General features: G+C 73.1%; 12 protein-coding genes and 1 tRNA gene. 6 read left to right on the top strand and 7 right to left on the bottom strand.

Annotated elements, in window-relative coordinates; all coding sequences use genetic code 11:
- Nucleotides 1-43: 43 nt before the first annotated feature.
- The gene (locus ACQB60_RS05970; RefSeq protein ID WP_496924711.1) at nt 44-463 is read right to left on the bottom strand and encodes a hypothetical protein; all 420 of its coding nucleotides are present in this window, start codon (nt 461-463) and stop codon (nt 44-46) included.
- A gap of 175 nt (nt 464-638) precedes the next feature.
- Between ACQB60_RS05970 and ACQB60_RS05965 the strand changes: the two genes are divergently transcribed.
- The 4 genes from ACQB60_RS05965 (at nt 639) to ACQB60_RS05950 (ending at nt 4,256) form a co-directional block, all read left to right on the top strand.
- Complete coding sequence (locus ACQB60_RS05965; RefSeq protein ID WP_496924710.1) at nt 639-1,868, top strand: sensor histidine kinase; 1,230 nt, start codon at nt 639-641, stop codon at nt 1,866-1,868.
- On the top strand, nt 1,865-2,503 hold the full coding sequence (locus tag ACQB60_RS05960; protein ID WP_496924793.1) for a response regulator: 639 nt from the start codon (nt 1,865-1,867) through the stop codon (nt 2,501-2,503). Before ACQB60_RS05965 ends, ACQB60_RS05960 begins: the two co-directional genes overlap by 4 nt.
- Before the next feature lie 71 nt (nt 2,504-2,574).
- Nucleotides 2,575-2,961: a hypothetical protein gene (locus ACQB60_RS05955; RefSeq protein WP_496924709.1), complete on the top strand. Its 387-nt coding sequence runs from the start codon at nt 2,575-2,577 to the stop codon at nt 2,959-2,961.
- A 116-nt stretch (nt 2,962-3,077) separates the two neighbouring features.
- Nucleotides 3,078-4,256: an LLM class flavin-dependent oxidoreductase gene (locus ACQB60_RS05950; RefSeq protein WP_496924708.1), complete on the top strand. Its 1,179-nt coding sequence runs from the start codon at nt 3,078-3,080 to the stop codon at nt 4,254-4,256.
- Between the two features lie 69 nt (nt 4,257-4,325).
- Here the strand turns inward: ACQB60_RS05950 and ACQB60_RS05945 are convergent, their stop codons facing one another.
- Nucleotides 4,326-5,735, bottom strand: a complete 1,410-nt coding sequence (locus tag ACQB60_RS05945; RefSeq protein ID WP_496924707.1) for an MFS transporter — start codon at nt 5,733-5,735, stop codon at nt 4,326-4,328.
- A gap of 54 nt (nt 5,736-5,789) precedes the next feature.
- Nucleotides 5,790-6,218 carry a nuclear transport factor 2 family protein gene (locus ACQB60_RS05940; RefSeq protein WP_496924706.1) on the bottom strand — a complete coding sequence of 143 codons (429 nt, stop codon included), beginning with the start codon at nt 6,216-6,218 and terminating at the stop codon, nt 5,790-5,792.
- A 140-nt stretch (nt 6,219-6,358) separates the two neighbouring features.
- Here ACQB60_RS05940 and ACQB60_RS05935 point away from each other — a divergent pair, with 140 nt between their 5' ends.
- Nucleotides 6,359-7,330 carry a LysR family transcriptional regulator gene (locus tag ACQB60_RS05935; RefSeq protein WP_496924705.1) on the top strand — a complete coding sequence of 324 codons (972 nt, stop codon included), beginning with the start codon at nt 6,359-6,361 and terminating at the stop codon, nt 7,328-7,330.
- Here the strand turns inward: ACQB60_RS05935 and ACQB60_RS05930 are convergent.
- Nucleotides 7,327-9,207: a putative bifunctional diguanylate cyclase/phosphodiesterase gene (locus ACQB60_RS05930; RefSeq protein WP_496924704.1), complete on the bottom strand. Its 1,881-nt coding sequence runs from the start codon at nt 9,205-9,207 to the stop codon at nt 7,327-7,329. The genes ACQB60_RS05935 and ACQB60_RS05930 overlap by 4 nt on opposite strands.
- 294 nt (nt 9,208-9,501) lie before the next feature.
- Between ACQB60_RS05930 and ACQB60_RS05925 the strand changes: the two genes are divergently transcribed.
- Nucleotides 9,502-10,782 carry a M6 family metalloprotease domain-containing protein gene (locus ACQB60_RS05925; protein WP_496924703.1) on the top strand — a complete coding sequence of 427 codons (1,281 nt, stop codon included), beginning with the start codon at nt 9,502-9,504 and terminating at the stop codon, nt 10,780-10,782.
- Between the two features lie 56 nt (nt 10,783-10,838).
- Here ACQB60_RS05925 and ACQB60_RS05920 read toward each other — a convergent pair.
- From ACQB60_RS05920 to ACQB60_RS05910, 3 genes are all read right to left on the bottom strand, one after another.
- Nucleotides 10,839-10,912, bottom strand: a tRNA-Lys gene (locus ACQB60_RS05920).
- The gene (locus ACQB60_RS05915) at nt 10,903-11,517 is read right to left on the bottom strand and encodes a bifunctional DNA primase/polymerase (protein WP_496924702.1); all 615 of its coding nucleotides are present in this window, start codon (nt 11,515-11,517) and stop codon (nt 10,903-10,905) included. The genes ACQB60_RS05920 and ACQB60_RS05915 overlap by 10 nt, the downstream gene beginning before the upstream one ends.
- Before the next feature lie 165 nt (nt 11,518-11,682).
- Complete coding sequence (locus ACQB60_RS05910; RefSeq protein ID WP_496924701.1) at nt 11,683-12,036, bottom strand: DUF8844 domain-containing protein; 354 nt, start codon at nt 12,034-12,036, stop codon at nt 11,683-11,685.
- Nucleotides 12,037-12,123 lie beyond the last annotated feature (87 nt).

The raw sequence follows: 12,123 nt of genomic DNA, 5'->3' as shown, positions 1-12,123 counted from the left end.
AGGGGCGGGCGGCGCTGTTGCCGCTACCCGCTCCGCGCGCCCGCTACCTGCCGCTCCGCGCCACCCCCAACCCCCCGCACAACACCGCCAACGGCAGCTCCGCCCCCACCGCCATCCCCACCGCCTGGACCAGCTCCGCCCCCGGCCCCGCCGTCGCCACATCCACACACGCGTCCGCGACCAACAGCACCGCGGCCCCCAACGCCGCGCCCCGCCGCACCGGTTCGCCCCGCAGCAGCGGCGCGCCCGCCGCGCACAGGCACGCCGCCTCCAGGGCGTCCAGGGCCACCCATGCCGCCGCCTGGGCGGGCGGGAGCGTGCCCGCGAGGTAGCCCATCCACGGGAGCAGGGCGAGGCCCGCGCCGACGAGGACCCGGCCCTGCCACCGGCGGCGCCGCAGCGTGTCGGTAGGTGCCCAACCACTCGTCAGGGAAGGAGAGTTGAGGGAAGTGGTGAGGGTCATCGCGTCGCGCCTCCGGTCGTGGTGAACCCGGCCTTCGGGCTCCCTCGCCACGCTCCGCCACCACGCGGCCCCCGTCAGTAACACCCGTATCCGTCTTGGGGTGGCACAGGTTGCACCCCGAAGACGGAAACTGCGTGCAGCGCGGCCACCGCCCCCCGCGCCCTATCGTTTGATCATGACCATTCCGCCCCGGCTGCGCCGCGCCCTCACCCGGCTCCGGCGCGATCTGCTCTTCGCCGCCGCCGGGGTGCTGCCTCATCTGCTCCCGGCGGCTCTCTTCTTCTGGGTTCTCGGGCTGCTGATCAAGACCGTCAAGGCGACCTCGTCCACCGCTCCGACGCTGCTCCCGATCCCCGTGGTGCTGTTGCTCCTCACGGGGTACGGCCTCACGGAGGTCCAGCGCTGGCGCTTCCGCACCCTGTGCGGAGTGGACCTGCCGCGGCTCCGATTCACCCAGCCCAAGCGGCAGTTCGGCTACAACTGGCTGGTCGGTCCGCTGCTCGGAATCCTCGAACTCGCCCTGCTGGCCACCGTGTTGACGGGGCTCGCGGCCGCCCTCGCCATCGGGTGGATCTGGCTGGTCCCCGTCGACTGGCGGGTCGGCCACCCCGGCTACAGCACCTGGGCCACCGTGGTCTCCGCCCTCGGGCTCGGCCTGCTCGCCGCCGTGCCCGCGAGCGCCGCGGGACTCGTCCGGCTGGAGAACCTCGTCGGGCGGGGCGTCCTCGGGGTCAGCCGCTCCGACGAGCTGGAGCGGCGCGTCGAGGACCTCACCGAGAGCCGCGCGGGCGCCGTCGACGCCGCGGACGCCGAGCGCCGCCGCATCGAGCGCGACCTGCACGACGGCGCCCAGCAGCGCCTCGTCTCGCTCGCCCTGGGCCTCGGCCTGGCCAGGGCGACGCTCACCGATCTGCCGCCCGAGGCCCGCGAGGTCATCGACACGGCGCACCGGGAGGCGAAGGAGGCCATCGAGGAGCTCAACCAGCTGGTGCGCGGACTGCACCCGGCCGTCCTCGACGAACTCGGCCTGGACGCCGCCCTGTCGGGCCTCGCCGCCCGCGCCCCCGTGCCCGTACGGCTGCGCTCCGAGCTGCCGCGCCGGGCCGCGCCCGCCGTGGAGGCCGTCGCCTACTTCGTCGTCTCCGAGGCGCTGACCAACATCGCCAAGCACGCCCCGGACGCGACCCGCGCCGAGGTGACGGTCACCCGGCTCGGCGACATACTGCGGGTGGTGATCGCCGACGACGGTTCGGGCGGCGCCGACCCGGCCAAGGGGAGCGGACTCAAGGGGCTTGCCCAGCGAGTGCGGTCCGTGGACGGAACCTTCCGGATGAGCAGCCCCGTGGGGGGCCCGACCATGATGAGCGTGGAGCTGCCGTGCCCGACGTACGACGACGTGCCGTGATCGCCGAGGACTCGGTCCTGCTCCGCGTCGGCCTGGTGAAGGTCCTGGAGATGGCCGGGTTCGAGGTCGTCGCGGAGGCGGGGGACGCGGAAGGGCTGCTCGCCGCCGTCGCCGCGCACCGCCCGGACCTCGCCGTCGTGGACGTCCGGATGCCGCCCGGCTTCACCGACGAGGGCGTGCGCGCGGCCCTGGCCATCCGTCAACAGCAGCCGGACACGGCGGTGTTGATGCTCTCCCAATACGTGGAGGAGCGGTACGCGGCCGAGCTCCTCGCCACGAACACGAGCGGCATCGGCTATCTCCTCAAGCAACGGGTCGCGGACGTCGAGGAGTTCATCGAGGCGCTGCGCCGGGTCGCGGCGGGCGGCACCGCCCTGGACCCCCAGGTCGTCGCCCAGCTCCTGGTCCGTCGCACCAGCGATCCCCTTGACCGGCTCACCGAGCGCGAGCGCGACGTGCTCGCCCTCATGGCGGAGGGCCGCTCGAACGCGGGCATCGCGGCCCGCCTCGTGGTCAGCGAGAGCGCGGTCGCCAAGCACATCAACAGCATCCTGGCGAAGCTGGACCTGCCGAAGGCGGACGCGGACCACCGCAGGGTGCTCGCGGTGCTGCGGTTCCTGGGAGGCGGGAGCTGAGTACGGGACGCCCACGTACTGAGTAGGAGTGCCCTGCCCCGCCCTCCCCGGCGGGCGGTCGACTGGACCGCATGAGGCACCCCAGCCACCCGAACCCGAACCCGTACGCGTCCGCGCCCTGGCCGCCCCACCCGGCCGCCCCCCGCCCGCGCCCGGCCGCCGCCCCGCGCGACGGCCTGTGGTGGCTGCCCCCGGCCCTCTGCACCCCGCTCGCCCTCCTCATCGCGTACCTGAACCAGTCGGCGATGCCCCTGCCCACCGCCTGGTTCGTGGTGTACGCGCCGACGCTCGCCCTTCTCGTCGCGAGCTGGCTGGTCCCCGCGACGCGGACCTGGCGCGGCGGGCGCATCGCGTTCGGGGCCTGCGCCTGTCTGCTCGCGTTCGTGCTGCACCGGCTGCTCGCGATGGTCGTGTACGGGCTCATCTACGCGCTGTGGCGGTTCTTCGGCGGTGGCTGAACCCGTCCCGGGACACGGTCCGGGCGCGGTCCGGGAATAAGCGGAGAACCACTCCTGTTCGCCCCTGCGTACCCACATGACATACGTACGGACGCAGAGCACAGCAGGAGGCCCCCGTGGCACAGGACGCAGTGGACCGGAACGAAGGGCGTGCGGGCGGACCGGGCGACGCGGGCGACGGGATCCGCGGCGAGCGGCACGGTACCGCACCCGTGCCCCTGTCCGTCCTCGACCTGGTCACCGTCGGCGCCGGACGCACCGCGAGCGACGCGCTGCGCACCAGCGTGACCCTCTCGCGCCTCGCCGAGCGGCGCGGCTTCCACCGCTACTGGGTGGCCGAGCACCATTCGATGCCGGGCGTCGCCTCCTCCTCGCCCGCCGTGATCCTGGCCCACCTCGCCGCCCACACCGACCGCATCCGGCTCGGCTCCGGCGGCGTCATGCTGCCGAACCACGCGCCCCTCGTCATCGCCGAGCAGTTCGGCACCCTGGAGGCGCTCGCCCCCGGCCGCGTCGACCTGGGCCTCGGCCGCGCGCCCGGCACGGACGGCGCCACCGCCGCCGCCCTGCGCCGCACCGATCGCCTCAACGAGGGTGCAATGGGGTCTCCCCTGCTCGAGCGAAGCCGAGAGCCTGGGGAAGACTTTCCGCAGCAGCTCGCCGAGCTCACCCGCTTCCTCGACGACGACTTCCCGGACGGGCACCCGTACGCCCGCATCCACGCCGTGCCGGGCCCGGTCCAGGCGACCTCGCCGGGCGGCGTCCAGTCCCCGCACCGGCCGCCGCTCTGGCTGCTCGGCTCGTCCGGCTTCAGCGCCCGGCTCGCCGGCACGCTCGGGCTGCCCTTCGCCTTCGCGCACCACTTCTCCGCGCAGAACACGATCCCGGCCCTCGACCTCTACCGCGAGTCCTTCCGCCCCTCGGCGGTGCTCACCGAGCCGTACGCCCTGATCGGCGTCTCGGCGCTCGCGACGGATGAGGAGCGGGAGGCCCGCCGCCAGGTCCTGGCCGCCGCCCTCAACATGGTCCGCCTGCGCACCGGCCGCCCGGGTCTCGTGCCGACGCCCGAGGAGGCCGAGGCGTATCAATTCAACGAGATGGAGCGGGAGTTCATCGCGAACTGGAACTCCAACGTCATCCACGGCACCGCCGACGAGGTCCGCGCCGGCCTCGACGACCTGGCCAAGCGCACCGGCGCCGACGAGCTGATGCTGACGGCCAACGCGCACAGCTCCGACGTCCGCGTGCACAGCTACGAGCTGATCGCGGACGCGTACGGCCTCCCGGCCGCCTGACCGCACGCGAGGGCGCCGCCTCCCCTTCCCCGGGGAGACGGCGCCCTCGCGTATCCGTACGTGCTCACCTCACCTGCGGCGCAGCAGCACCCCCGCCACCGGCAGCCCGGCCGCCGCGATCAGGCCCGCCACCAGGAAGGCGTGGTGCAGCCCGGTCAGCGCGGAGCCCGCGCTCGCCGAGACGACGGCCGTCAGGATCGCCGTGCCGATCGCGCCGACGTACAGCGGCATCTGCGCGATCGAACCGCCCACGCCCTGCTCGTCCTCGCTCAGGCCCGAGGTGATGGTGGCGACCACGGCCACCACCGACAGCACGTGGCCGAAACCCATGGCACCCGAAGTGGCAAGCAGCAGCGGCAGGTTGGCGTCGGCCGGGAGCAGGAACATCCCGGTGGTCCCGGCGGCCTGGACGGCCAGGCCGAGCAGGAGCGCCGCGGTGGTGCCGCGCCGGGCGATGACCCGTGCGGCCAGCGTGCCGCCGGCGATCGCGGCCACGCCCTCGGCGAGGAACCCGAAGCCGGTGGCCAGCGGCGACCAGCCGAGCACGTCCTGCATGTACAGGGTGAGCAGCAGGGTGGCGCCGCCGCACATCCCGTACGTGATCGTGCCGACGAGGAAGCCCCACTTGACCGTGCGCCGCCTCAGCAGCCCGAGCGGCACGAGCGGCGCCGGGTGGCGGGCCTCGACGGCGAAGAACCCGGCGAGCAGGGCCACCGCGCCGACGAGGGACAGGGCGGTCACCGGCGCGGCCCACCCGGCGTCCGAGCCGGTGGAGATGCCGTACACGAGGGCGGTCAGACCGGCGCTGGACAGCACGGCGCCGGGCAGGTCGAGCCGGCCTGCGCGGCGGACGTCGGTCTTCGGCAGGACGGTGAAGGAGCCGAGCAGGACGACGGAGCCGAGGGCCGTCAACAGGACCATGGTCCAGCGCCAGTCGAGCCCGCTGGTGATCACGCCGCCGCCGATGGTGCCGACGACGAAGCCGAGCGAGACGAGGGCACCGTTCACGGAGAGCGCCTTGGTGCGCTGCGGGCCCTCGGGGAAGGCCGAGGTCATCAGGGCGATGGCGGTCGGCGCGATCATCGCGGCCGCGATCCCCTGGCCGGCGCGGGCCGCGATCAGCATGGCGGGCGACACGGCGGCCGCGGCCACCAGGGACAGCGCGGTGAACAGGAAGGTGCCGAGGCGGAACAGCCGCCGCCTGCCCACCAGGTCGGAGAGCCGCCCGAAGAGCGGGAGCAGCCCGGCGGTGGGCAGCAGGCACGCCGTCGCCACCCACTGCAGGGTGCTCGCGGACCCGAAGGCCAGGTCGCGGCCGATCTCGGGCAGCGCCACCATGACGATCGAGTAGTCGAGGCCCGTCATGAACGAGGCCCCGGCGAGGGTGATGAGGATGAGCCAGGCGCGGAGCCCAAATCCCGTGGAAGCAGGGGCGGTTGGGGCCGTTTCAGGCAAACGGGTGTCCAGAGAGGTGGTCATGGGTTCCTCAGCGGAAGGGGGTGGAAGGGGACGTAAGGGGGAAGCGAGTGAGCGTCAGACGGCGTACACGCGGCGGAAGAAGGCGTCCGCCTGCGCCTGGTCGGCGGGGTACTTCCGGATCTCGGTGATCCGTTCGCCGTCGACTCCGCCGTCGGCTCCTCCGTCGATTCCTCCGTCGATACGGAAGATCAGCACCCAGGTCGTGTCGAGCGTGCCGTCGTCGGAGCGGCACCGGTGCACCTCGACGACGTGCCGGTCGTCGGCGCCCTGGAAGAGGACCTCGGCCCGGAAGTCGCACTCCGCGAGCCGCCGGAAGTACGCGACGATCGCGTCGGCGCCCCGGTGGGTCCCGGCGAGGGGGTGGTCGCCGGGCACGTGCCACACCGCGTCGGGCGCCAGGACGGCGGTGCGCAGCGTGTGCAGGTCGCCGGTGGCGTACGCGGCGAAGAAGCGCCGTACGAGCTCGGGTCCGGTGGGCTCCATCGCGATCTCCCCCTTTCCGTAAGGCCGTTGTCCGTGGTCTGTGATCTGTGGTCTGTCGCCGGGTGGCTTTCCCGGTGACGCATCGAGCTTCGCCCCGCCCCGGCACCCCGGTCCAATACCCCTTTCCATAACCTGACGGCATGGACATCGACACCCGCCTGCTGCGCTACTTCGCCGCCGTCGCGGAGGAGGGTCATCTCACCCGGGCCGCCGAGCGCCTCTTCATCTCGCAGCCCGCCCTGACCAAGCAGATCAAGCAGCTGGAGGCGCAGCTCGGTGTGGAGCTGTTCACGCGCTCACGGGCCGGGATGGCGCTCACCGACGCGGGCCGCGCCCTGGCCGCCGCGACGCCCGCCGTCCTGGACGCCTGGGACGGTGCCCTGCGCACCACGCGCGGCGCCGCGAGCCAGGCGGCGCGGGTACTGCGGGTCGGGTTCGTGGCGAGCGGCGCCAACGAGCTGACGCAGCGCATCGTCGCCGAGTTCGCCCGCCGCCGTCCGGGCTGGCGGGTGCAGCTCACCCAGACCGCCTGGGACGACCCGACGGCGGGGCTGGCGAGCGGCGCGGCGGACGCGGCCCTGCTGCGGCTGCCCTTCCCCGGCCAGGACGCCCTGCGCACCGAGGTGTTGATCACCGAGGACCGCTGGGTGGCGCTGTCCGCGGCCCACCCCTTCGCGGACCGCGAGACGATCGACTTCCGCGACCTCTTCGACGAGCCCTTCGTGGCCACGCCTCCCGAGTCCGGCTGGTGGCGCGACTACTGGCTGGCCACCGACGAACGCGAGGGCCGCCCGGCGACGATCGGCGCCGTCGCCCACAACCCCGACGAGTGGCTCAACGCCATCGCCAACGGCTACGGCATCTCCCTCACCCCCGAGGCCACGTCCCGCTTCTACCAGCGCCCCGACGTGGTCTACCGGCCGGTGCGCGGGGTGAGCCCGAGCGAGGTGGGGGTGGCGTGGCCGAAGGGGGACCAAGTGCCGGAAGTGGTACGGGACTTCGTAGAGGCGTGCGTATCCGTGAGAGGGGAAGAGATTAAGGGGCGCGGGGAACTGCGCGACCAGCCCCCACCGGCCCGCGGTCAGAACACGACCGGAGAGACGTCCACCTAGCCGGAGGCGAGCAGCGCGGAGATACGATCCGGCGCCACGGGCCGGGAGTAGAGCCACCCCTGCCCCGTGTCGCACCCGATCCGCCGCAGCCGTTCGGCCTGACCGGAGGTCTCCACACACTCCGCGGTGACGGTCAGCCCCAGCCGGTGGGCCAGCTGCACCAGCGCTTCCACGATCACCTCGTCGGCGGGGCTGATGTGCGGCGCCTCGCCGGAACCCGCGTTCGCCTCGTACTGGAAGCCCCGAACGAACGATCCGTCCAACTTCAGTACGGAGACGGGGAGCCGGCTCAGATACGCGAGGTTCGAGTAGCCGGTGCCGAAGTCGTCGATGGCGATGCGCACACCCATGTCGCTGAGCGCCTGCAGGGCCTGCAGGGGCCGCCCGGCCGAACCCATGACGGCGGACTCGGTGAGCTCCAGCTGCAGCAGGCGCGGGGCGAGCCCCGTCTCGGCGAGGATCTCCGCGACGTCCGCGACCAGGTCGGAGTCCCAGACCTGCCGCACCGCGACGTTCACGCTCACGAACAGCGGGTCCCTGTCCGGGTGTTCGAGCTGCCAGCGGCGGGCCTGGCGGCAGGCGGTCCGCAGCACCCAGCGGCCCAGCTGCACGATCGAACCGTCCTCCTCGGCCAGGCCGATGAACCGATTCGGCGTCAATAGGCCAAACTGCGGATGCCGCCAGCGCACCAGTGCCTCGACCCCGCTCACCTCGCCCCCGTCCAGGCTCACCAACGGCTGGTAGTCCAGGACGAATTCATCGCGCTCGACGGCGGGCCGCAGCGAGCTCGACAGGGCCTGCCGGGTCATGCGGTGCGCGTTGCGCTCCGGGTCGAAGAGCGTCCAGCGGGCCTTGCCGTCGGTCTTCGCCCAGTACAGCGTGGTGTCCGCGGCCTGCATCAGACCGGTCGTCGTGGTGCCCGCCGCGCGCCGCTCCACGACGCCGATGGAGGCCGAGACGGCGAGCCGCTGCCCCGACAGGTCGAAGGGCTCCTGGAGCGCCTTGAGGGCCGCCTCGGCGAGGTCGGCCAGCTGGTCGGTGCCGGTGGAGTCCTCCATGAGCAGCGCGAACTCGTCGCCGCCGAGCCGGGCCACCAGCGGCGCCGCGGCCCTGCCGTACCCGGCCTGGTCGGCGCAGCGGGTGAGCCGCTCGGCGACGGCGGCGAGCAGCCGGTCCCCGACGCGGTGCCCGAGGGTGTCGTTGACCGCCTTGAACCCGTCGAGGTCGAGATAGCAGAGCCCGATCCGCCCGGTGCTGGTGTCGTCGTACGCGCCCGCCTCCAGCGCCGTGGCGAGCCGCTCGAAGAAGAGGCTGCGGTTGGGCAGGCGGGTCACCGGGTCGTGCATCTGGAGGTGGCGCAGGCGGGCCTGGAGCTCGCGGCGCGCGCTGATGTCGGCGACGGAGAGCAGCACGGCGGGGGCGCCGTGCGGCATCGGCGTCACGGTGATCTGCGCCCACAGGGAGTGCCCGTCGGGGTGCTTGAGCCGCCGGGTGCAGCGCAGCCGGGCCTGCCGGCCGCGGAGCACCTCGCGGTACGCGTGCCAGGTGCGGGCGTCGGAGGCCAGGTCCACCAGATCGGCGGCGATCTTTCCGGTCAGCTCGGCCGGGGCGGCGCCGGCGAGGGCGGCGAAGGCGTCGTTCGGGGCCACGACGTGGCCGTCGCGGTCCACGACGGCGAGGGGGAGGGGGGCCGCGGCGAAGGCCGCGGAGAAGTCGGTGCCGCGATGGTCGGTGCTGCGATGGTTCCGGCCGCCCTGCGTCACGGGATCCGCGCACGGTTCGCCCTGGGGCGGGGTGCGACGCTCCGTGACGGGCGGCCTCACTGGTTCGGGTTCTGTGACCGCCGTGGGCGTTGGCCCTTCAGACGTTCCGTTCACCGCTTGCTCCCGCAGTGCAGTTGATCTCGGGCAGTGCCAATCGGGCCGGGTCCGCGCAGGAAAGTGTGCCGATCATAGAGGGAGCCCAGAGCGGCGTTCCAGCCACGTCCCGGTCTCGCGTGGCGGCCGCTCCGGGCGGCCGACGATTTCTGCTCGGCCCCCGACCGCTCCCGTCGCCTACGGTCCCGAACCGATCGCTTGTGACATTCCGTGAACGGTCCGGGCGCCGCTCACTCACTCTCCCGGGTTAGACAAACAGGGCGAAGTTCAACAAAACATCACAGGGTGGGTGGGGTGTCCCGCATTCCGCACCCGGAGGTCGACGTGCCGCGTCAGCTCCCCCCTTGGGGACTCACTCGTGGAGGGGAGCGGCCCTGGATCCGCAGTGCCGCCGCCGCCTTCACGTCCCTGACCGCTCTGGCCGCCACCGGACTCGTCGCCGGACCCACCACCGCCCACGCCGCGGCGCCCCCGTGCGCCCTCCAGCGCACCTCGGCCCACCACTCGGAGGGCCTGGACAGCTGGAACACGGCCTATCCGCGGCCGGACCGGAACCTGGACGCGGTGATGGTCTTCCTCTCGTTCCCGGACTCCCCGCCGCTGACCACGCCCGAGGAGCTGACCGCCGACTACTTCCCGGCCACCAGCCGCTTCTTCGAGCGCGCCTCGTACGGCAAGTTCACGCTGCGCCCGCACCCGCAGCGCGAGTGGATCGAGATGCCGGAGGACTCCACCTCGTACGAGATACAGCGTGACTGGAACGCCTCGCGGCGCACCGCCTACCTCCGCGACGCGGTGGCCGCCGCCGATCCGCACGTCGACTTCGGGAAGTACGACATCGTCTACTTCGTCGCCGACCCGGACGCCCCGGGCGTCGACTCGGACGCGACGAAGGTGGTCAACTTCGACGAGCCGATGCGGGCCGACGGCACGGACATCAAGCGGATCGTCACGGTCTTCGAGCAGCACCCGCCGGACCGCAACGTCCTCGCCCACGAGACGGGCCACGTCTTCGACCTCCCGGACCTCTACCACCGCCCCTCGGACGGCAAGGGCGACTGGGACACCTACGTCGGCGACTGGGACGTCATGGGCAGCCAGTTCGGGCTCGCCCCGGACCTCTTCGGCTGGCACAAGTGGAAGCTGGGCTGGCTCGACCCGCGGCAGGTGCGGTGCGTGACCCCGGGCACCGACCGGCTCACCCTGGAGCCGCTCTCCGCGGCCCCCGTGCGCGGCGGCGTGGGCGGCGCGAAGCTCGCGGTGATCCGCACGGGCCGTGACTCGGCCATCGCCCTGGAGGCCCGCGGCCCCTCCGGCAACGACCACGCCACCTGCAGCCAGGGCGTCCTGGTCTACCGGGTGAGCGGCGCGGCGGCGTCGGGCCGCGGCCCCGTCGAGGTCGTCGACGCGCACCCCCGCTCGGAGTCCTGCTGGTCGGAGTCGGTCTACCCGCCGCTCGCGGACGCGCCGGTGCGCGCGGGCGAGAGCTTCACGGTGCCGGGCGAGGACGTGCGGATCACGGTGGAGGGGCGGACGGCGTCGGGGGCGTGGACGGTGAAGGTCCTCTCCGGCTGACCAGCTGACGAGACAAGCAGAAAGGCCCTCCGCGAACGGAGGGCCCTTCTCGTCTGTGCGCCGCCAGGGACTCGAACCCCGGACCCGCTGATTAAGAGTCAGCTGCTCTAACCAACTGAGCTAGCGGCGCCTGCTGACGTCGTAGACCTTAGCATCCTGATCGGCGGGAGGAAAAATCGATATACGCACGGTGGAAGCCGAGGTCGAGCGGGCCGCCCGCACGCAGGCCCAGAGCATGACCTCGGGCCCCGGCAGCCAGGGGTGGCGGGTGTCGGGGGCCACCAGCCAGCGGGAGTCGAGCCGGGCGGCGGGCGGGGCGTCGGCCCCCGTGGTGGGCGGCGGGACGGTCACGGCGTCCCCCACGCCGTGGCAGAGGACCGAGGGCACGGCGGAGCCCCACTCCTCCCACTCCAGGAGCGACGGGAGGCGGTGGGCGGTGCCGGGGGCGGCGAAGAGCAGCACGCGGCCGCGGTGCGCGGCGACGGGGCCCGAGCCGGGCCCGTCCTCCCATAACCGGTCGAGCATCCGCCGCCCGAAGACGGCGGGCACGCTCACCACGTCGAAGACGGAGCCGCAGGGCAGGACGGCCGGGGCGGCGGGGCGTGCGCGCCAGTGGGTGAGGGCGCTGCGGGGATACGTTTCAGCGGAGGCGAGCCAGGCGGCGCCTGCGGAGGTGACTTCGTGGGGGTGCGGAGCGGGGAGAGCGGGATGTGTGGGGAGAGGTGTGCTGCTCATGCCAGCTACATCTACCGGTAGTGAGGGTTCCATTTCTGAGAGTTGCCAGAAACCGGGACAAGGGTGGGGGGCGTGGAGTACCTTGACCCCCTGGCATATGCCAGAAGATCTTCTCCGTGCGGCTCGGCGCGGCTCGGCGTGGCTCGGTGCGGTTCCGTGCGCGGCTCAGGACTCGCCGGTGGCCCGCCCGCGCAGCAGGTCACGGCCGAACTCGACCATCTTCTTCGCGTAGTCCTCGGTCCACTCCGCGCGCTCGGCGATCGCCGCGGCGGTCAGCCGGTCGAAGCGGCGCGGGTCCGCGAGCTGGGCGGCGGCGATCGCCTGGAACTCGATGGAGCGGTCCGTCGCGGCACGGAAGGCGTGGGTCAGCTCCGTGGCCCGGGAGAGCAGCTCGCGGGGGTCCTCGATCTTCTCCAGGTCGAAGAAGTTCTCCGGATCGGCGGCGGCCTCCGCGGGTTCGAAGAGCAACGGCGCGGGTCGCATCCGCCGCTGCTCCGTGGGCCGCTCGGACTCCGCCATGGGTCACTCCTCCTCATCGACACCGGCCACTCGGCACTGGGCCGTCTTCCATTGTCCCTTGGGCCGCAAGTACGTCGCCGGGGCCCG

Source organism: Streptomyces odontotermitis (genome assembly GCF_050510915.1).
In the GTDB taxonomy this organism is placed as follows: domain Bacteria; phylum Actinomycetota; class Actinomycetes; order Streptomycetales; family Streptomycetaceae; genus Streptomyces.
The sequence above is the reverse complement of the archived record's forward strand: the minus strand, read 5'-3'. Positions and strand labels throughout refer to the sequence as shown.

Bases quoted from the DNA above. Each gene is read 5' to 3' on its own strand.
- ACQB60_RS05970 (WP_496924711.1), bottom strand. From the start codon at position 463: ATGACCCTCACCACTTCCCTCAACTCTCCTTCCCTGACGAGTGGTTGG.
- ACQB60_RS05965 (WP_496924710.1), top strand. From the start codon at position 639: ATGACCATTCCGCCCCGGCTGCGCCGCGCCCTCACCCGGCTCCGGCGC.
- ACQB60_RS05955 (WP_496924709.1), top strand. From the start codon at position 2,575: ATGAGGCACCCCAGCCACCCGAACCCGAACCCGTACGCGTCCGCGCCC.
- ACQB60_RS05945 (WP_496924707.1), bottom strand. From the start codon at position 5,735: ATGACCACCTCTCTGGACACCCGTTTGCCTGAAACGGCCCCAACCGCC.
- ACQB60_RS05940 (WP_496924706.1), bottom strand. From the start codon at position 6,218: ATGGAGCCCACCGGACCCGAGCTCGTACGGCGCTTCTTCGCCGCGTAC.
- ACQB60_RS05935 (WP_496924705.1), top strand. From the start codon at position 6,359: ATGGACATCGACACCCGCCTGCTGCGCTACTTCGCCGCCGTCGCGGAG.
- ACQB60_RS05915 (WP_496924702.1), bottom strand. From the start codon at position 11,517: ATGAGCAGCACACCTCTCCCCACACATCCCGCTCTCCCCGCTCCGCAC.
- ACQB60_RS05910 (WP_496924701.1), bottom strand. From the start codon at position 12,036: ATGGCGGAGTCCGAGCGGCCCACGGAGCAGCGGCGGATGCGACCCGCG.